We start from the raw sequence: 18579 nt of genomic DNA, 5'->3' as shown, positions 1-18579 counted from the left end.
TGCGGGAGATCGACGGGCCTGTACAGGCGCAAGGCGGCAAGATGTTTGCGGGTTTTGCGAAACAAGCTGCGGGTTTACGCAAGACGGCGGCGCTCCCGCGGGCGCTTACTGGCGAAGCGACTGCGGCGGGTTGAGGAGCCTGCCGCTTCTGGAGGAAACCACGATGCTGCATCCTGCACCCGCAGCCATGTTCGATCATTATCTCGGAATTTCCCGGTTGCTTGCGGGCCAGCTCGACTTTCGCTCGGCCATTCGCTCGGTCGCGGCAGAGGTCGCGCACATCATCCCGCACGACCATCTCGATGTCTGCGTGCTCCTCGAGGACGGCAACTATCACACCGCCTATGAGACGGGCATCGAGACCGCCTGGGGCGACCTTGCCGGCGCACCTGTCGTCAACAGTCCGATCCGCTCCCTCCTATGGGGCGACGTGGACTTCCTGCTGGCCGACGACGCAATGATCGACCCGCGCTTCCATTTCGAAGGCGCGTTCAAGCGGCCGATCGTCGAACAGTCGCTGAGGAGCCGCCTGCATGTACCGATGAAGGTGCAGGGCGCGATCATCGCGGCGCTTTCATGTTCCTCGCAGGAAGCGGGTGTCTACACGATGGAGGACGTCGAGCGGGCCCGCATTATCGCAGACCTGCTTACACCCTATTTCTTCGCGCTGCGGGCGGCCGAGCAAGCGCAACGGTCGGCGATCGTGGAAGCGGAAGCCCGCGCTCGTGAGGAGGGCCTGCGGCTGGGTGCGTTGAAACTCACCGAAGCATTGGAGCAGGAGCGCCAGCGCATCGGCATGGACCTGCACGACCAGACGCTCGCCGACCTGACGCGTCTCGCCCGCAGGATCGATCGGCTGTCGCGCAACGGCGAGGTGGCGCCGGAGGCACTGGAGCCCGTCTCCCGCTCCCTGCAGCATTGCATGCAGGATCTGCGGCAGATCATCGAGCAGGCAAAGCCCTCCGTTCTCCAGCTCTTCGGACTTAGCCAGGCGATCGAGCACCACCTGGACCGCTCGACTCGGGACGCGGGCTCGATCATCGAATGGGGCCTGGCCGACGAGACGAATGGTGCGCTGGAACGGCTGGAGCCGACCGTCATCGTCGCGCTGTTCCGCATCGCTCAGGAGGCGATCAACAATGCGGTGCGCCACGCTGCTCCGCTTGCCGTCAAGGTGCGGCTCGACGCCGACGACGACCGGTTGTCGATCGAAATTGCGGACGACGGAACCGGACTTGCCAAAACGCGGGGACGGATCGGCGAGGGAATCGACAACATGAAGACCCGGGCGCGACTGATTTCCGCGCGTTTCACGATCGGTCCGGGCCACAATAATCGCGGCACCGTGGTCCGCGTGGTGCTGCCGCTCACGCCGCACGACGCGGGCTCAATCGAGGAGGGGGCGGAATGAAGGTTCTGATCGTCGAGGACGACCCGCTGCATCGCTCCTACCTGCATGAGGCGGTCAACGCAGCCCTGCCGGAATGCGACACTGTGATCGAGGCGGAAAATGGAACTGTCGGCGAGAAGCTCGCTCGCGATCACAAGTCGGCGCATATCGTCATGGATCTGCAGATGGCGAGCCGCAACGGCATCGAGGCGGCGCGCACGATCTGGAAGGAGCGGCCGGAGACCCGCATCCTTTTCTGGTCGAACTATTCGGACGAGGCGTATGTACGCGGTGTCTCGCGCATCGTTCCGGATGGAGCTGCCTATGGCTACGTCCTGAAATCCGCGTCCGACGAACGGCTGAAGCTTGCACTGCGCTCGATCTTCGTCGAGAGCCAATGCGTCATCGACCGGGAGGTGCGGGGTCTTCAGCAGAAAAGCCTTGGCCAGACGAACGGCTTCACCGATTCCGAATACGAGATCCTCGTCGATATCGCACTCGGGCTTACCGACAGGGCCATTGCCAGGCGCCGCGGCCTGTCGCTGCGCAGCGTACAGAATCGCCTGCAGCAGCTTTACGACAAGCTCGACGTCTACCAGGCCGCGAGCGACGACAATGACGACGGCCGCTTCAATCTGCGTGCCCGCGCCATCACGATCGCCTTCCTGCGCAAACTCCTGAACTACAGCGCGCTGGAGCGGGCGGAAGCGGAACTGCAGGAGTGGTTGGACGGAAAATAGACTCGACAGGCAATGCGGAAGCTTCGACGATCGCAGCAGTTGAGATCGGGATCCGTCATCATACCGCGATTTTGTCTCCCTGGAGGAAAATCACAATTCAGAGCCCGCCGACCCTGGAGGAAGCGAAAGCGGGCTCGTGCCGGCGATCTTTCGCAGCGCGGCTTTCTAGATGATTGTGATGCTGCCGCCTCAGTGCCGCCCGAGGCCGGAGAATTTTTGGCGCTCGCGAATGTAAGCGATGGCGGCCGCTTCGAGGCTCGTGCATTCCTCTTCGGATTTGAGCAGGGCGGCGTCGTCTTTTGATGCCGCACATCGCAGGACGTCGCGGCGCAGGCAGGCGTGCTCGTAAACTTCGCACAGCTTCAAGAAAGTGAGGTCGTGAATCATCCAGGCACTGTCGCGCACATCAGGTACCGCCAACAGCAGTCGAGCCATTCCAGCCTTCTGTACGTCCATTGTTGCGCCCTGTTCCATCAACGAGGTTAATGCGCAATGGCTGCTGCTGAAAAATGGTTCCATAAGTGCGTCGAAGCGGCGGTTTCTCGATCATTGCGGGCAGAACAACCAGAGCCGCATAAGCCTCGGCGGCAATGACGGTCATTCCGAGGTTGCTTCAGGCCTATCGCCGGGTTCGATCAATGTTGAATTCTGCTCGATCGGCATTGCAGCCAAGGTCCTGATGTCCTCGGCCAGCGCGGCGAGCTGTGCCGCAATTTCCAAGAGGTCGGAAGCAGAATGTTCCTCGTCATTGTGTTTCATATCGCGGTCGTCCATGTCCCAATTTCCCAGGCAACGGGTGGTTGCACAGCCTCGCGAGGCAGGGTCGCCGTGGAAATCACAGGACCTCAGTCTAGCAGGGCACCAAACCGAGTGCGGAATCTAGCATGTCGTCCGTTTACGACGATGGGACATTGGTCCGAGGCCAAAGTGCCAAAGGTCCTACGCCCAAACCGGCTGTTAGGACGGAACGGGAAGCGCATTTGACCCTGGTTGGACTTTCACGGCATCTGCCTCTTGCTTTCGAGCAATCGGCATCAGGTGAGCACGACATATTCGGTCAGCTGGCTGATCGTCGTATCGGCCTTCTGCACGTCGAAGACCTTCGTGCCATGGCTCATGATCACGAACCTGTCGCAGACCTGATAGGCGTGGTACAGATTGTGGGTCACCAGCACGCTCGAGACATTCTCCGCCTTGAGCTTCAGCACCTGGTTCAACAGCGCTTCCGTCTCGCGTACGGAGAGCGCCGAGGTCGGCTCATCGAGGAGCAGCACGCGCTTCTTGAAATAGACGGCGCGGGCGATTGCGACCGCCTGTTTCTGCCCGCCGGAGAGGTTGCCGACGAGCGTATCCGGGGAATCGATGCCGGAGATGTGCACGGCGTTTTGCAAGACTTCCATGGCGATGTCGCGCATCTCGCGCTGCCTGAGGAAGCCGAAGCGGTCGGTCAGCTCACGGCCCATGAAGATATTGCGGGTAATCGAGAGTGAATCGACCAGCGCGGTGTGCTGATAGATCGTTTCGATGCCGGCATCGGCGGAATCCGAGCGGCAGGAAAAGGTCGTCTTCTTGCCGTCGACGCTGAGATAGCCGTCCGTCGGCTTGTGGATGCCGGAGATGAGATTGACGGTCGTCGACTTGCCGGCGCCGTTGTCACCCAAAAGGCCGACGACTTCCCCCTCGCCGATATGGAAGCTCAGATTGCGAAGCGCGGTCAGCGCACCGAAGCACTTCGAAATGTTGTGCAGTTCGAGAAGATTGGGGGTCGACATCACGCAAGACCTCGCCGCTCGATGAGATGGTTGAAGATTGCAGCCAGCACGATCAGCGTGGCGATGAACATGTCGAGGTAGAAGCCCGGTGCCCGCAGGAGAAGCAGGACGTCGGTAATCGTGTGGATGAGCAGCACGCCGAGAAAGATGCCGATGATCGATCCGCGCCCTCCGCGCAGCGACAGGCCGCCGATGACGCAGGCGGCGATGGCCTGAAGTTCCAGACCCGCACCCTGCCCAGGCTGCACGCTGCCAACGCGGGCTGTCGCAAGAATGCCCGCTACCGCAGCCATGCCGCCCGCAATCGCAAAGGCAATCAGTTTGACGCGGCTGGTGTTGATGCCGATCGCCTCGGCCGCAGCGCGATTGCCACCGGTCGCGAAAACGTGGTTGCCGAAGCGGTGGCGGTGTAGCAGCAGGTGAAAGCCTATGACGAAGAGGACGATCCAGATGAAGGCGGCGTTGACGCCGAACAGGGTGCCGGAAAAGAGGCTGGTGAAGACCGGCTCCGGATCGAAACGCACCTGGACGGCACCGTTGTAGAGCAGCACCGCGCCGCGCCAGAAGAGGAGCCCGCCGAGTGTGACGATGAAGGACGGCAGACCAAAGCGCAGGGTGATATGGCCGTTGAGGGAACCGATCAGCACGCCAGTCAGAATACCGATAGGTGCTGCGACGAAGGCGCTCAGCCCCGCATTGACGAGCGAGGCCATCAGCACGGCCGTGAACGTGTAGACTGAGCCGATGGAAAGGTCGAATTCACTGGCGATCATCAGTACGCCGGCTCCAAGCGCGAGGCATCCAAGCACGGGGATTGCCTTCATCAGGATCGTCAGGTTCTGCGGTGAGAGGTAGCGGAACTCGTCCGGATAGAGGAGCGCGCCGGCGATGCAGACGATCTGCAGGGTCATGAAGACGAGAAAGATCGCTCCCGCCGGCATGCCCATGATCTGTTTGAGGATGGATTGTCTCTGGGTCCGCGAGCGTGGCGCGGCACTTTCGGCTAGGACAGGAGTCACAGTCTGGCACCCGATCGTTGGGGAAGGGGGAACCGGCCGGCCGCGCCGGCGGGCTCCCTCGGAACGCGGTTAGCGGTAGCTGCCGATCAGCGGCTTGACCGAACCGATGCGCGACTTGTCGAGGAAGGCGCCCTGGCCCGTGTCGATATCGGTCGGTGTCAGCCCGTATTTTTTGGCAAGCGCGATCTGGGCGATCGGGTAGTAGCCCTGCAGATAGGGCTGCTGGTCCATGGTCGCGTACATCGCGCCGGATTCCACCGCATTTACGATCTCGACCGCAAGATCGAAACCGCCGAAGGGAATGTCTACGCCGGCGTCCTTGATGGCGCCCGCGCCGACGGTCGAGGTGACCGAGCCGGTGCCGAACAGCGCCTTCACGTTCGGGTTGGCAATGAGGAATTGCGCAATGATGTTCTGCGCTTCGGCGGGGTCGAGACCGGCTCGAACCGTCTCCACCTTGATGCCGTTTTCGGTCATCGCCTTCTCGATGCCGCCGCCACGGGCGACCGCAAAGCTCGCTTCCGGAATTTCGCGCGGGTTGAAGACGACGTCGCCGGACTTAAGGCCGAATTCCTTGATCATCCGGTTGCCGAGCTCATAGCCGGAGGCAAGCTCGTTCATGCCGACATAGGCCTGGCGACAGTTGCCCTTGGCGCCGTCGAGATCATCGTTGTTGAAGCCGATGACGATGATACCGGCCTTGACTGCCGCGCAGATGCTCTCGTCGAAAGCATCCGAACTGGAGATCGCGACGGCGATGCCATCGACGCCGCTGGCCGTCGCGCTTTCGATCAGGTCGTTCTGGCGCACCGGATCGTTGTTGGCATACTGCACGTCGAGGTCGACGCCGAATTGGGCGGCGGCGTCTTGCGCTCCCTTCACCACCGGATTAAAGAACTGCACACTCGGATCGAGATAGATGATCATCGTTGCCTTGACGTCTGCGGCGAGCGCGCTCGACGTCAACAAGGTGGCAAGGCCCGCAGCCAGCGCCGCGGTTCTGAGCCTGGTCAGTTTCATTGCGTGTCCTCCCTTTGGATGTGCATTGCGGGTCGCAAGACCCAAGTCTCGGCTGGCGGGCTCCGACCAAAGATCACGCCAGCCGAGATATTCCTCCTCCCGACCTAGACTGCGGCCGATTATGTGAACCAGGGCGCGGGGCGCCCGAGCGTCACGTGGACGCCCTTGAACTGGGAATATTCGTCAAAGCCATAGCGGCCGAGTTCGCGGCCCAGGCCGCTCTTCTTGTAGCCGCCGATCGGCAGCTCCGGCGTGCCGTCGATCACGCTGTTGATCCAGCATCGGCCGGCGCGGATGCGGCGGATGCTCTGCAGCGCGGTTTCAAGATTGGTCGACCAGACGCTGGCCGAAAGACCGAATTCGGTGGCGTTCGCCAGCGCTACGGCTTCGTCCGCGGTCTTGAAGGTCAGCGTTGAAAGCACGGGACCAAAGATCTCCTCGCGTGCGATCGACATGTCGGGCGTGACGCCGGCAAAGACCGTCGGTGCGTAGTAAAGGCCGGCCTCCCTGCCGGTCCTTTCGCCGCCGAGCAGCAGTTCCGCGCCCGATGCGATGCCGGCCGTCACATAGGAATGCACCTTTTCGGCATGCGTCTCCGAGATCATTGCGCCGATCCTGGTGCGTTCGTTCAGCGGATCGCCGAAAGTCACCTTGCGCGAGATGTCGAGCAGGCGCTCCATCAGCGCATCGCGGATGCCCTCCTGCACCAGAAGCCGGCTGCCGGAAATGCAGCACTGGCCGGCATTGTGGTAGACGCCATAGGCGACGCCGTCTGCCGCGGCGTCGAGATCCGCATCGGCGAAGACGATCTGCGGCCCTTTGCCGCCAAGCTCCAGCCCCACGCGCTTGACGCTGCGCGCCGCGATCTCGCCGAGCTTCGTGCCGACGCGGACAGAGCCGGTAAAGGCGACCATGTCGACGCTCGGGTCTTCGGCCAGCACCTGGCCGGCGGGATCGCCATAACCGGTGACGACGTTGAACACGCCATCGGGAATGCCGGCTTCGCGCGCCAGCTCGGCCATACGGATCGACGTACCCGAAGTGAACTCGGACGGCTTCAGCACGACCGTGCAGCCGCTGCCGATCGCCCATGGCACGCGTTCCGATGCGATGATGAAGGGGAAGTTCCAAGGCGTGATGATGCCGACCACTCCGACCGGCTCGCGCAGGACAAGGCCCAAACGATCGTCGCCGATATTGTTGTGGGTCTGTCCTTCCAGCGCTCGGGCCTGGCCGGCGGCATAGGACCAGAGATCTGCGCAGAAACCGATTTCGCCGCGCGCCTGCGCGATCGGCTTGCCGACCTCGAGGCTCTCGATCAGAGCCAGCTCCTCCTGTCTCTCAAGGATGAGGTCGGCGACCTTGAACATCAGGCGCGACCGCTCTGCGCCCGACATGCGCGGCCACGGGCCGGTATCGAAAGCCTTCCGGGCGGCCGCGACGGCCTTGCGCACGTCGTCGGCCGAGGCCTCCGGCCATGTGCCGACCGTGACGCCGGCGTGGCCGGGGCTCACCCGATCGATCGTCCTGCCTGAAGCGGCATCGACCGACTTGCCATCGACAAGCATGTGGTAGCGGGATTTAATACGCAGACGGGGATCATTGGAATCGGGTGCGATGAAATTGGACAGCAATAGCGTTCTCAGGCCGGCCCGCGCGGTGCCAGCCCCTCCCTGTTCGTCCGGTTTGCCGGATTTCTGTTGCGCCTGAATTGTATGGTACTGTATGGTGGTTCAAATTGGATGTCAACGGATGACGGCGGCGAAAGACATGAACCTCGAATCCCTGAAGATCGACACCGGCGAAACCGCCGCGGCCCAGGTCGAGCGGGACTTGCGCGAATCCATCATCCGGCTGGAGCTCGCCCCCGGAATGCGGCTCTCCGAACAGGAAATCGCCACACGCATGGGCGTGTCGCGTCAGCCCGTGCGCGAGGCGCTCATCGCGCTGGGCAAATCCAAACTGGTGGATATCCGGCCCAACAGGGGCACCGTCGTCGTGCGGATTTCAGCCAGACAAATGATGGAATCCCGCTTCGTGCGCGAGGCGATCGAAGTCGCGGTGGCGCGCCGGGCCAGCGAGACATTCGATAGCTGGACGCGGCGCAAGATCGACACGATCCTCGCTCGGCAAAAGGCGGCGAATGAGGCGAATGACCACAATGCTTTCCGCCGGGAGGACGAGCAGTTCCATATTGCGATCGCCGAGGGTGCAGGCTGCGGCCTCGCCTGGAACGCCATCTCCGACATCAAGGCACACATGGATCGGGTCTGCAACCTCCAGCTGCGCCATCCGGACTCGATGAAGAAACTGATTGCCGAACACGAGGCGATCATCACCGCCATCGACGCGCGGGATGCCGACGCGGCCGCGGCCGCCATGCGCAGCCATCTCAACGGCATTCTGGCCGACCTGCCGCAGATCGAGGCGGACAATCCAGACCTGTTCGAGTGACCGTTTTCCGGCGTCTTCCTTTGATCGTAGCCGACAAAAACATGCAGCAGATCAAAGCGCTACAGCGACTTTTGCCCGTCCGATAAGACGCGCGGTGCTGTTGCCGCTGCGGTCCCGCGTTCCCGGTCTGGCCTTGATACTCCAGGTGATCAACGATGACTTCTGTCGATCATCGCGACAATGGTCGCGAAAAGCTCCTCCTGCGCCTGCGCCGCCGTGATCTCCCCCGTAGAGGCGGCATCCGACAGGGCGTTAGCAGCGCCGAGCATAGCCCAGAACCCCGCCGGTCCGATGCCTCGCCGCCCCACGAAAGCCGCCAGTGCCCTTCGGCACTTCTCGATGAAAGCCAGTTGATAGTCTCGCTTTACTGCCTCCAACTCGGGGGAGCCCGCAAGGGCTGCGAGCACGTCGGGCATTTCCCGGCCCTGCGCGAGCACACAGTCGACGTATGAGGTTGCGATGACCTTGGCTCGATCTTCGAGGGTCGGGCCGCTCCCGTCGAGTGCGGCGTCGATCATCTCGGTCTGCCGGGCGTCAAAATCCCGATAGAGCGCTATCAGCAGGCCATTGCGCGTGCCGAAATGATCATAGACCACCGGCTTGGCGACAGCAGCTCCTTGCGAAAGCCTTGGGAGCGTCAGGGCATCCGAACCTTCTTCGCGCACAAGCTGCCACGCCACGTCGAGAAGCTGGCGCCGTCGCTGCTCGCGACTGAGACGGACACGCTTGGCGGGAGGCTGCATTTTCTTCGGCCTGCTTGACATCGCTATATACCAAAAGTAACTTACCGGAAGTATATAGTAACTGCCCTTCAATCGCAACCATCCACCGGCCTCGCGCCGGCGGCCAATCCGCATGCCTTCGCATGCGGTTCCCAGAGGATTTGTGCCCATGACCGATACTTCACTTCCACGATCCGCCGATCGAACCGCATGGCTGGGACTCATCGCCATTTTACCCCTGGTCCTGCTTGTGGCCATGGACGGGTCGATCCTTTATCTCGCTATGCCGCATGTCACTTCGGCCCTTCAGCCGACCGCTGATCAGGCGCTCTGGATCCTGGACATCTACGGCTTCGTGGTCGGATCGCTGCTGATCGTTTTCGGGAATATCGGCGACCGCTACGGCCGGCTGAAACTCATCATGACCGGCGCGGCGGTCTTCGGTGCAGGGTCGCTCGGCGCGGCCTATTCGCAAACGCCAGAGCTGCTGATCGCCTCGCGTGCCCTGATGGGGCTGGGTGGCGCAACACTCCTGCCGTCCGGCTTGGCCATCGTCAGCGCCTTGTTCCCCGATCCGCGACTGCGCGCTCAGGCTATCGGCATCTTTGCGGCCACTTTCGCAGCCGGCTTTGCGATCGGCCCGCTCATTGGCGGCATGCTGCTGCGGCAGTTCGCGTGGGGCGCCGTGTTTCTCATCAATGTCCCCGTTGTCATCGGCTTCATGATCGGCGCACCCATCCTGTTGCGCGAGGTGCGCTCGACCGTCGGCGGCAGCATCGACCTGGCGAGCCTCGTCCTGTCCTTCGCCGGCATCTTGCTGTTCACCTATTCGCTCAAGCATGCGGCCGCCTATGGCTTCACTCCGACACAAATCCTTGCCGGAGCCGCCGGCATAATGGCGCTGGCGCTATTCGTTCTCAGACAGGCAAGACTTGAATACCCGCTGCTCGACCTCGGTCTCTTCCGCGACCGCATCTTCTCTACCGCTATTCTGACGGGCCTTCTGTCGCTGGTCGTGTGGTCTGCTGCCGGGTATCTGTCGGGCGTCTACCTGCAATCGGTGCTGGGCATCGATGTGTTTGCCGCCGCGCTGTTGACCCTGCCGGGCGCGATCGTGCTGACGGCGACCTGCGTGGGCACCGCCCGCATCGTCGAACGGATGGGCCGGAAGACCGCACTTGTGGCAACGCATCTGCTGATCAGCGCCGGCGCTTTCCTGCTGCTTTTCACGACGACCGAGGCAGGCATTGCGGTCTTCGTCGCCTCCACCATGGTCGCCGGCGTCGGATATGGATTGTCCTTCAGCCTTGTGGCCGACATCGCGGTTTCGGCGGTTCCTGCGAGCCGGGCGGGTGCGGCGGGTTCGATTGCGGAGACCAGCAACGAACTGGGCAACGCGCTGGGTATTTCTCTGCTTGGATCTTTGGCGACACTGAACTTCCGGCTATTCGGCCCCGGTGTAGCGGGGACGCTCGATGAAACGCTCGATCAGCCCGGACTTGCATATCAAAGCCTGATTCAGGCTCAGGAAGCGTTCCTCACCGGCATGCATGTCGCGATCGGCACGGGCGGTCTCGTGACGCTCGCAGTCGGGGTCTTGGCATGGGTCTGGCTGCCGAGCAGGTTGCCGGAATGATGTTCCGTCGCGGCGTATGACGGTCCTGTGCGCCCGACGAAGGAAAGAGGAGATCACTTCGCCGTGAGGCTCGGACTTCGGCTTGAAACGGGACTGCGCCGCTCCAATTCCGTTCCAGCACGATTCGCGTGCATTCGGAGGGTGGCGATGGGCCTCTCATTCCCGAAAGCCGGTTTTGTCGCGCTCGTCTCAGCCGTGGCACTCGCCTGCGGCCTGCCCCTCGGTACGGCGCGGGCGGAACTGCTCGCGCGCGTGCCGACCGCACGCGAGATGGCGGTGTGCGGCGACGTATTGTTCGTCGGAACCAAGGGCTCCTCGGTCTATGCCGTGTCATTTTCCGGGGGCGGCGCCCGCAGGGTCGCCTCCGGATTTTCCAATGCGAACGGCGTTGCCTGCTCACGCGGCCGGCTGTTCGTCGCTTCGGGAAACAGCATAACGGCTTTCGAGATCGGCCGCGGCGGCACTTTGAGCGGCAGACGCGTTATTCGGCGCGACCTGCCGGATTCGGGCGCCCACGGCTATCGTTATGTCGCCGTCGGCCCGGATTCCCGCCTCTATGTCTCGCTCGGATCACCCTGCAACATTTGCATTCCCCGCGGGCTGCAAGGTACGATCGTCAGCATGAACCAGGACGGGTCCGACCTTCGCAGAGTGGCCTGGGGTGTGCGCAACTCTGTCGGCTTCGACTGGCGCGGCGGCACAATGTTCTTTACCGACAATGGTGCCGACAGAATGGGTGACGATATCCCGCCCGATGAGCTGAACGCTTTGCGGCCGGGCGGCTTTTACGGCTTCCCCTATTTCGGAGGCGAGGTGCCGCTCACAGGGTTCGAGGACGCGTCGCCGCCCGCGCGCCAGATTCCACCTGTCTTCAACTTTCAGGCGCATGTCGCAGCGCTCGGGATTCACTTCTTCCGCAGCCTGGGCGGCGATGCTCTGGTGGCCCAGCACGGCAGTTGGAACAGGTCGGTACCGGTCGGCTATCAGGTCGTGCGGGTCCGCTTCCGCGGCGGCCGCCCGGTCTCGGCGACCGCCTTCCTCAGAAACGTCGGTCGTCCGGTCGACGTCAAGGAAGCGCCGGACGGGTCCATCCTCGTATCCGACGACGCCGGCGGCGCGATTCACATCTTCAGGCGATGACGCCCCCACGCAAAGGGATTCGGGAGGTCTGAAGCGCCTTTCGCCTACTGGTGGTTGAACAACCGAAAATTGCTTATTCCCTAAATCACATCGTTCGGATATTGCGCCTGTGCCGATTGAGGTAAGACGGCGTTAGGAGAACCATTGTGAATGTCGACGAAAAACTGGAACCCATTCTAACCGAAGTCCTGAGGCGTAACGGAGGTGAACACGAGTTTCACCAGGCCGTGCGCGAGGTCCTGGAGAGCCTCGGGCGCGTGATAGCCAAACATCCCCGTTACGCCGAAAACGCGCTCATCGAGAGGATCTGCGAACCGGAGCGTCAGATCATCTTCCGCGTGCCCTGGGTGGACGACAAGGGCCAAGTCCAGATCAACCGGGGGTTCCGGGTTCAGTTCAACTCCGCACTCGGGCCGTACAAGGGCGGGATCCGGTTTCATCCTTCGGTGAATGTCGGAATCATCAAGTTCCTCGGCTTCGAGCAGACCTTCAAGAACGCACTGACCGGGATGCCGATCGGCGGGGGCAAAGGCGGCTCCGACTTCAATCCCAGGGGCCGTTCGGACGGCGAGATCATGCGCTTCTGCCAATCGTTCATGACGGAGCTTCACAGGCATCTCGGCGAATACACGGACGTTCCTGCGGGTGACATCGGTGTCGGGGGCCGGGAGATCGGCTACATGTTCGGTCAGTATAAGCGGCTTACCAACCGCTACGAGGCCGGTGTCCTCACGGGCAAGGCATTGTTCTACGGCGGTTCGCGCGCCCGGAAAGAAGCGACGGGCTACGGAGCCACCTATTTCGTCCAGCGCATGCTTGGAACCAGGGGCCTGGACTTCGACGGCAAACGGGTGACCGTCTCCGGATCCGGCAACGTAGCGATCTACACCATGGAGAAGGTGGTCGAGTTCGGAGGGAAGATCGTGGCGTGCTCCGATTCGAACGGATACGTTGTGGACGAGGACGGCATCGACCTTGAACTGGTTAAGGAGATCAAGGAAGTGCGTCGCGAGCGGATCTCGGAATATGCGCGACTGAAAGGCGCCGGGGCTCACTATATCAAAGCGGGCTCGATCTGGGATGCGCCCTGTGATGTGGCGATGCCTTCCGCGACTCAGAACGAGCTTACCGGGAAGGACGCAAGGGTATTGGTCAAGAACGGTGTTCTTGCCGTGGGGGAGGGCGCAATATGCCTTCCACGCCGGAGGCCGTCCGCATCTTCCAGGAGGCGGGTGTGCTGTTCGCCCCGGGCAAGGCCGCGAATGCAGGGGGAGTTGCCACCTCCGCTCTCGAGATGCAGCAGAACGCCTCACGCGACAGCTGGACGTTCGAGCAGACCGAGGCGCGTCTTGCAACCATCATGCAGGCGATCCACGATCGTTGCGCCGAGACCGCAGAGGAATATGGAGCTCCGGGAGACTATGTCCTCGGAGCAAACATAGCTGGCTTTGCCAGGGTGGCCGAGGCAATGGATGCCCTCGGCGTGATCTGAGGCGCAGGGGCGATAATGCCGCTCCGGCTGCGTGCCGCGGGTGCTTGCGCACTTGCGTCACCCGGCCGGGCGGCTTGACTTCCCTGATACCGCGGGCGATCATCCGGCCATGCTGACGAACCGCGACATATATCCGCCTAACGCTCTGGGGATCCGCCTGATCGCAGGATCGTAACCCGGATCCGGCCTCGTCGCCCGCCGGATCCTGGGTGAACGCGGTCAGCACAATTCTCGCTGACATGCGCGACAATCTTCCCGAATATTTCAACTGCATGCACGCGGAAATCCCGTGCCTGTTCCGGAGGTATCGCGAACGATGTCCAGCATCATGGTCTCCTCGAATCTGCCCCTGCCTTTCATTGGAGCGACGGACTATTCTCTTCTCAGCCGCCTGGCCTATCAAGCCTTGTCGAGGGACTTCGACATCGCCGCTGAAGGAGCGCCCTTGCGTTCTGCCAGACGACCAGGTGCCGCCCGACGTCATCAGGATAGGGTCCGTGGTCACTTGCGAGGTCGAGGGCGGAATTCGCCGGACCTTCTCTCTCGTCCATCCTGATGACGTCGATGCCGAGGAGGGGAGGATTTCCGTCCTGACGCCGGTCGGAGTGGCGCTTCTCGGTCTCCGGTCCGGACAGGCGGTCGAGTGGTTCTCTCGAGATGGGCAGAGAAACCGTCTGACGGTCGCTCGGGTCGAGGACGACGTGACGGGCGAACTCGCCCTCTGAGGCTTCCGGCGCTCAAAAGGACTCGATCGAGGACTCCATGCACTTGCCCGGTAGCAGAAAGCGGAAACCTAGAGGAGGTTGCCTCACCGCAGGCTCGTAGCCCTGTGTCGAACCGCTCGCGGTCGGCACAGGGAGTTCCTGTCTCGTCAGCACGAGCAAAGGCCGACCGCCATGGTTGCGCCGTTCGTGCCCCCATATTTGCTCGAGAGGGCAGGTCCCACGACCCGACGGAAGCTGGAGTGATGCGCAATGTCGAGAGAAGCTTTCTGCCAACTGACTGCAGGAGACCTAAACATCCTGATGTCCATGCTGGACGAAACCGGCCACACGGAATCCTTTACGATTCTACTGCGCGAGAAGTTGAACTACGCCAGCGTGTTCTTCCGTGAAGACATACCTGAGAATATCGTCACGCTGGACACGCAGGTAGCCTACACCGTCAACGGCGTGTGCTGCGGACCACATGTTGTGGTCCGCAGCACAGCGAGTAGACCTGCCGACTCCGCTATCTCCGTTCGGACGATGCGGGGTTTGGCGCTGCTTGGGCTGGCCGTCGGCGAGAGGACCGAGATCCTCGGAGAGGACGGCTGGCCCGAAATCCTCGCGGTCGAGCGCATCGTCCTTAAACCCGAGTCGGAGGCTCGCCTGCAACAGACGAGCAACGAACCCGTGCAACTGATCGACCACGCTCCGCAAGTGGTCAATTTCCGGCCGCGGCCCAGGAAAGCGGCCATTCCACATGACGATGATCCGGGTCCCACGGCCGCATGATCTTGAGGCAGCCGGTCATGGCTGTACAGGGCCAAAGATAGAGAGCAGCGATCTAACGCGACGGATCCGGTGATGTCCTCAGATCATCGAGAAAGTCCCGGCACCAGCGCGAGACGTCGTGTTCCAGCAAGTGATCCATCATTGTCTTCCAGCGATCCTTCCGCTCTTCCAGCGGCATGCTGAGTGCGCGCGCCATAGCGTTTGCGGTCCCCTCGATGTCGTAGGGGTTGACGAGCAGGGCACCTCTCAGATCACGGGCGGCTCCGGCGAAGCGCGAAAGCACGAGCACGCCCGGATCGTCCGGATCCTGCGCGGCCACGTATTCCTTCGCAACCAGGTTCATCCCGTCTCGAAGCGGTGTCACGAGGCCGACTTTGCCAAGCCGGTAAAGCCCTGCAAGAATATTCCGGCCCACCGAGCGGTTGATATAGCGTATGGGCACCCAATCGACCGCGCCGAGCGCGCCGTTTACCCTGCCGGCCTGTTCGGCCACAGTGCGCTGCATGGCTTCGTATTCCGGCACTTCGGAGCGCGACTTCGGCGTGATCTGCAGATAGGTGACACGCCCCTGCTGGGCCGGATTGGCCAGGATGAAGCGCTCGAATGCGTCGATCCGCTGCGTGATTCCCTTCGAGTAATCCAGGCGATCGACACCGATGATCAGGCTGCGGTGCTCGATGCTTTCTCGCGCTTTCCTGACGGTCTTGTTGGTCGATGCCTTCTTGGCGAATTCGGCAAAGGCCGCAGTCTCGATGCCGATTGCATAGATGCCGCCCTTGAACACGCGGCCATAGGCGCTGAAGCGGCCTCCGCCGAGTTCATCGCCGATGCCTTCCCGCCGGAGGCAGCCGGCAAAGTTCTCAAGATCATGATCGGTCTGGAAGCCGACGACATCGTAGTGCGACAGGCCGCGCATGATCTCCTCGTGAACGGGCATCGTGAAGAGCACGTCGGCAGGCGGCCAGGGAATGTGGAGAAAGAAGCCGATCCGGTTCTTCAAGCCCATTTGGCGCAGTTCCGCGGCGAGAGGGATCAAGTGGTAGTCGTGCACCCAGATCACGTCATCGGGCCTGATGAGCGGCGCCAGCCGGTGGGCGAAGAAGCGGTTGACGCGGAAATAGCCGGCCATCTCCTTGCGGCCGTATTCGGCAAGATCAAGCCGGTAGTGACAGATTGGCCAGAGAACGCGATTGGCAAAGCCTCGGTAGTATTCTTCTACGTCGGTATCGGTCAGATCCGTGAGTGCATAGGTGATATTGCCTTGCTGCAACTGAGCAAGCGGCTGCGGCTCGTGCTCTCCGCTCGATTGTCCCGACCAGCCCATCCAGATGCCGCCATGCTCTTCAAGGGCGACTTTCAGCGCGACCGCCAGCCCGCCGGCAGGCACAATGCCGCCCTTGTCAGGAACGGGTACACGATTGGAAACAATGACGAGACGGCTCATGCCGAGTTCCTTTCATTCAAGAAAATAATATAGACTTGGCGCTCAAACGTTCAGGGAGAGAACGCGTTTCCGACGCAGACGATCCCGACGGCGGGAAAATCGCCGAGAGGATGCAACCCGCGCGTGGAGCGGCGACGGCCGCTCTGGTGTCGAAGGCGTATTCAGCGCCGATCATTCGGGGGGCATGGACGAACTGGATGAATAACGGGTTTCTCGGCGGTGCGCGATGATGTCCGCGCCGCCGCACTTTCATGCCCCACCCGGCTTCTGGCTGGGAGCTATCCGTTGAATAAAAAAAGGCGGCCGGAGCCGCCACTTCATCATCAGGGATTTGAAACCTACGAACGCTTCCTGGAATTGCGCTAGAGCGGGATGAGGAAAAGTGTGTCGGTTTTCCTCATCCCGTGTCTCAACTTCTTGGAACCATTTGATCCAACGCACTTCCGGACGGAAAACACTTTTCCCGGAAGTGCTCTAGTGATTGTGGCGGGGCAGGTTCTTGGCGATCTGCCGGAAGTCTGCTGCACCTTCGAGCACCGCGCCGTCGGAAAGCTGGGTGACGGACTTGCGGTAGATGCGCTGCCAGGGCGTGGCATCGGCCGGTACGGCGGGAATGCCGTCCGCCTTGCGCCTTTCGATATCCTCGTCGGAAACCAGCATGTCGCAGCGACCCAGGTTGAAATCGATGCGGATCACATCACCGCTCCGCAGCCAGGCGAGACCGCCGCCGGCAGCACTCTCCGGCGAGGCGTTCAGGATGGAGGGACTGTCGGCTGTGCCGGATTGACGTCCGTCACCGATGGTAGGCAGGCTCCGGATGCCGCGTTTCAAGAGGTGATCCGGCGGCTGCATGTTCACGACTTCCGCCGACCCCGGCCAGCCGAGCGGGCCGGCGCCGCGGATCACCAGGATGGTGTTCTCGTCGATCTCGAGTTCAGGGTCGTTGATGCGCTTGTGGTAGTCCTCCGAGCCATCGAAGACCACGGCCTTGCCCTCGAAAACGCCCTCGCGGCCCGGCTCCTGAAGATAGCGCTTCCTGAAATCGTCGGAGACGACACTCATCTTCATGATGGCGAAGTCGAAGAGATTGCCCTTCAGTACCAGGAAGCCTGCCTTTTCCTTGAGGGGCTCGTCGAAGGGGCGAATAACTTCGCGATCCGTGGATTCGCGCCCTTCGAGGTTCTCGGCCATGGTTTTTCCCGTGACGGTGCGACAGCCGCCGTCGAGCTTTCCGGCCTTCAGGAGTTCCCACATGATTGCGGGTGTGCCGCCGGCGCGGTGATAGCGTTCACCGAGATAGGCACCCGCCGGCTGGATGTTGGCGAGCAGCGGGATATCGAAACCATGGACCTGCCAGTCGTCCGGATAAAGCTCGACGCCGGCATGCTTCGCCATGGCGGCAAGATGCGGCTGGGCATTGGTCGATCCGCCGATCGCCGAGTTGACGCGGATTGCATTGAGAAAGGCGTCCCGGGTCAGGATGTCGGAGGGCTTCAGGTCCTCGAAGACGAGTTCCACGGCGCGGCGTCCGGTACGATAGGCCATCTGCCCGCGCTCGCGATAGGCAGCGGGGATAGCGCCGCAACCGGTGAGCGACATGCCGAGCGCTTCGGCCATCGCGTTCATTGTCGAAGCCGTGCCCATGGTGTTGCAATGGCCGACGGAGGGAGCCGAATCGAGTGCTGCCTGCATGAACTCCTCGCGGTCGATCTCGCCTGCCGCGAGCTTGCGGCGCATGCGCCAGATCACCGTGCCGGAGCCGACGAGATCGCCTTCGTGCCAGCCGTCGAGCATGGGGCCGCCGGAGAGCACGATCGCCGGGATGTCGACCGTCGAGGCCGCCATCAGGGCGGACGGAGTGGTCTTGTCGCAGCCGGTGGTCAGCACCACGCCATCCAGCGGATAGCCGTAGAGAATTTCAACGAGGCCGAGATAGGCGAGGTTGCGATCGAGGGCGGCCGTCGGGCGTTTGCAGTTCTCGAAAATCGGATGCGTCGGGAACTCGATCGGAATCCCCCCGGCATCGCGGATGCCGTCGCGAACGCGCTTCGCCAGATCCATGTGCACCCGATTGCATGGGGTGAGATCGCTGCCGCTTTGGGCAATGCCGATGATGGGCTTGCCGCAACGCAATTCCTCCGGCGTCACACCGTAGTTCATGAAGCGCTCCAGATAGAGCGCCGTCAGATCGATATGGTCCGGATTGTCGAACCAGTCCTGTGAGCGCAGGCGGCGCTGGGGTTTGTCAGTCATG

Annotated in this window: 17 protein-coding genes and 1 pseudogene; 8 read left to right on the top strand and 10 right to left on the bottom strand. The window is 62.2% G+C overall.

Annotated features, from left to right (window positions below; translation table 11 throughout):
- Positions 1-163: 163 nt before the first annotated feature.
- Both BHD07_RS10700 and BHD07_RS10695 read left to right on the top strand, forming a co-directional pair.
- Positions 164-1411, top strand: coding sequence for a sensor histidine kinase (locus BHD07_RS10700; RefSeq protein ID WP_338279845.1), 1248 nt, complete (start codon positions 164-166; stop codon positions 1409-1411).
- Positions 1408-2130, top strand: coding sequence for a response regulator transcription factor (locus BHD07_RS10695; RefSeq protein ID WP_018096445.1), 723 nt, complete (start codon positions 1408-1410; stop codon positions 2128-2130). Before BHD07_RS10700 ends, BHD07_RS10695 begins: the two co-directional genes overlap by 4 nt.
- A 189-nt stretch (positions 2131-2319) precedes the next feature.
- Here BHD07_RS10695 and BHD07_RS10690 read toward each other — a convergent pair whose 3' ends face one another.
- From BHD07_RS10690 to BHD07_RS10660, 7 genes are all read right to left on the bottom strand, one after another.
- Positions 2320-2586 carry a hypothetical protein gene (locus BHD07_RS10690; RefSeq protein WP_026168753.1) on the bottom strand — a complete coding sequence of 89 codons (267 nt, stop codon included), beginning with the start codon at positions 2584-2586 and terminating at the stop codon, positions 2320-2322.
- Positions 2537-2731, bottom strand: coding sequence for a hypothetical protein (locus tag BHD07_RS10685; protein WP_275598190.1), 195 nt, complete (start codon positions 2729-2731; stop codon positions 2537-2539). The genes BHD07_RS10690 and BHD07_RS10685 overlap by 50 nt, the downstream gene beginning before the upstream one ends.
- Positions 2728-2904 (bottom strand): hypothetical protein, encoded by a 177-nt coding sequence (locus BHD07_RS10680; RefSeq protein ID WP_100673526.1) that lies wholly within the window; start codon positions 2902-2904, stop codon positions 2728-2730. The genes BHD07_RS10685 and BHD07_RS10680 overlap by 4 nt, the downstream gene beginning before the upstream one ends.
- 260 nt (positions 2905-3164) lie before the next feature.
- Positions 3165-3902 (bottom strand): ATP-binding cassette domain-containing protein, encoded by a 738-nt coding sequence (locus tag BHD07_RS10675; RefSeq protein WP_100673525.1) that lies wholly within the window; start codon positions 3900-3902, stop codon positions 3165-3167.
- On the bottom strand, positions 3902-4921 hold the full coding sequence (locus tag BHD07_RS10670) for an ABC transporter permease (RefSeq protein ID WP_338279839.1): 1020 nt from the start codon (positions 4919-4921) through the stop codon (positions 3902-3904). The genes BHD07_RS10675 and BHD07_RS10670 overlap by 1 nt, the downstream gene beginning before the upstream one ends.
- 69 nt (positions 4922-4990) lie before the next feature.
- A complete protein-coding gene (locus tag BHD07_RS10665) occupies positions 4991-5941 on the bottom strand; it encodes a sugar ABC transporter substrate-binding protein (protein ID WP_102762095.1) in 951 nt (316 codons plus the stop codon).
- A gap of 119 nt (positions 5942-6060) precedes the next feature.
- Positions 6061-7575: an aldehyde dehydrogenase family protein gene (locus tag BHD07_RS10660; RefSeq protein ID WP_338279835.1), complete on the bottom strand. Its 1515-nt coding sequence runs from the start codon at positions 7573-7575 to the stop codon at positions 6061-6063.
- A 118-nt stretch (positions 7576-7693) separates the two neighbouring features.
- Here BHD07_RS10660 and BHD07_RS10655 point away from each other — a divergent pair, with 118 nt between their 5' ends.
- On the top strand, positions 7694-8395 hold the full coding sequence (locus BHD07_RS10655) for a GntR family transcriptional regulator (RefSeq protein ID WP_180980745.1): 702 nt from the start codon (positions 7694-7696) through the stop codon (positions 8393-8395).
- A gap of 149 nt (positions 8396-8544) precedes the next feature.
- Here the strand turns inward: BHD07_RS10655 and BHD07_RS10650 are convergent, their stop codons facing one another.
- Positions 8545-9159 (bottom strand): TetR/AcrR family transcriptional regulator, encoded by a 615-nt coding sequence (locus BHD07_RS10650; protein WP_275598193.1) that lies wholly within the window; start codon positions 9157-9159, stop codon positions 8545-8547.
- Between the two features lie 127 nt (positions 9160-9286).
- Here BHD07_RS10650 and BHD07_RS10645 point away from each other — a divergent pair, with 127 nt between their 5' ends.
- From BHD07_RS10645 to BHD07_RS10625, 5 genes and pseudogenes are all read left to right on the top strand, one after another.
- The gene (locus BHD07_RS10645) at positions 9287-10753 is read left to right on the top strand and encodes an MFS transporter (protein ID WP_338279830.1); all 1467 of its coding nucleotides are present in this window, start codon (positions 9287-9289) and stop codon (positions 10751-10753) included.
- 147 nt (positions 10754-10900) lie between these two features.
- The gene (locus BHD07_RS10640) at positions 10901-11893 is read left to right on the top strand and encodes a PQQ-dependent sugar dehydrogenase (protein ID WP_275598195.1); all 993 of its coding nucleotides are present in this window, start codon (positions 10901-10903) and stop codon (positions 11891-11893) included.
- Positions 11894-12039: 146 nt separating this feature from the next.
- Positions 12040-13385 (top strand): annotated as a pseudogene (gene gdhA, locus BHD07_RS10635) (NADP-specific glutamate dehydrogenase).
- Between the two features lie 497 nt (positions 13386-13882).
- A complete protein-coding gene (locus BHD07_RS31865; protein WP_445190479.1) occupies positions 13883-14110 on the top strand; it encodes a GreA/GreB family elongation factor in 228 nt (75 codons plus the stop codon).
- 300 nt (positions 14111-14410) lie between these two features.
- Entirely contained in the window at positions 14411-14881 is a 471-nt protein-coding gene (locus tag BHD07_RS10625) for a transcription elongation factor GreAB (RefSeq protein WP_275598197.1), read from the top strand.
- A gap of 52 nt (positions 14882-14933) precedes the next feature.
- Here BHD07_RS10625 and otsA read toward each other — a convergent pair whose 3' ends face one another.
- Together otsA and BHD07_RS10615 are read right to left on the bottom strand one after the other, a co-directional pair.
- On the bottom strand, positions 14934-16325 hold the full coding sequence (gene otsA / locus BHD07_RS10620; RefSeq protein ID WP_338279826.1) for an alpha,alpha-trehalose-phosphate synthase (UDP-forming): 1392 nt from the start codon (positions 16323-16325) through the stop codon (positions 14934-14936).
- Positions 16326-16799: 474 nt separating this feature from the next.
- Positions 16800-18578, bottom strand: coding sequence for an IlvD/Edd family dehydratase (locus tag BHD07_RS10615; protein ID WP_338279824.1), 1779 nt, complete (start codon positions 18576-18578; stop codon positions 16800-16802).
- Position 18579 lies beyond the last annotated feature (1 nt).

This window comes from Sinorhizobium sp. KGO-5, from assembly GCF_036245905.1.
GTDB lineage: Bacteria > Pseudomonadota > Alphaproteobacteria > Rhizobiales > Rhizobiaceae > Sinorhizobium > Sinorhizobium meliloti_A.
This window is presented reverse-complemented; position numbering and strand designations above follow the sequence as displayed.

Bases quoted from the DNA above. Each gene is read 5' to 3' on its own strand.
- BHD07_RS10665 (WP_102762095.1), bottom strand. From the start codon at position 5,941: ATGAAACTGACCAGGCTCAGAACCGCGGCGCTGGCTGCGGGCCTTGCC.
- BHD07_RS10680 (WP_100673526.1), bottom strand. From the start codon at position 2,904: ATGGACGACCGCGATATGAAACACAATGACGAGGAACATTCTGCTTCC.
- BHD07_RS10695 (WP_018096445.1), top strand. From the start codon at position 1,408: ATGAAGGTTCTGATCGTCGAGGACGACCCGCTGCATCGCTCCTACCTG.
- BHD07_RS10655 (WP_180980745.1), top strand. From the start codon at position 7,694: ATGACGGCGGCGAAAGACATGAACCTCGAATCCCTGAAGATCGACACC.
- BHD07_RS10650 (WP_275598193.1), bottom strand. From the start codon at position 9,159: ATGTCAAGCAGGCCGAAGAAAATGCAGCCTCCCGCCAAGCGTGTCCGT.
- BHD07_RS10685 (WP_275598190.1), bottom strand. From the start codon at position 2,731: ATGACCGTCATTGCCGCCGAGGCTTATGCGGCTCTGGTTGTTCTGCCC.
- BHD07_RS10625 (WP_275598197.1), top strand. From the start codon at position 14,411: ATGTCCATGCTGGACGAAACCGGCCACACGGAATCCTTTACGATTCTA.
- BHD07_RS10615 (WP_338279824.1), bottom strand. From the start codon at position 18,578: ATGACTGACAAACCCCAGCGCCGCCTGCGCTCACAGGACTGGTTCGAC.
- otsA (WP_338279826.1), bottom strand. From the start codon at position 16,325: ATGAGCCGTCTCGTCATTGTTTCCAATCGTGTACCCGTTCCTGACAAG.
- BHD07_RS10690 (WP_026168753.1), bottom strand. From the start codon at position 2,586: ATGGACGTACAGAAGGCTGGAATGGCTCGACTGCTGTTGGCGGTACCT.
- BHD07_RS10675 (WP_100673525.1), bottom strand. From the start codon at position 3,902: ATGTCGACCCCCAATCTTCTCGAACTGCACAACATTTCGAAGTGCTTC.
- BHD07_RS10700 (WP_338279845.1), top strand. From the start codon at position 164: ATGCTGCATCCTGCACCCGCAGCCATGTTCGATCATTATCTCGGAATT.
- BHD07_RS10640 (WP_275598195.1), top strand. From the start codon at position 10,901: ATGGGCCTCTCATTCCCGAAAGCCGGTTTTGTCGCGCTCGTCTCAGCC.
- BHD07_RS10645 (WP_338279830.1), top strand. From the start codon at position 9,287: ATGACCGATACTTCACTTCCACGATCCGCCGATCGAACCGCATGGCTG.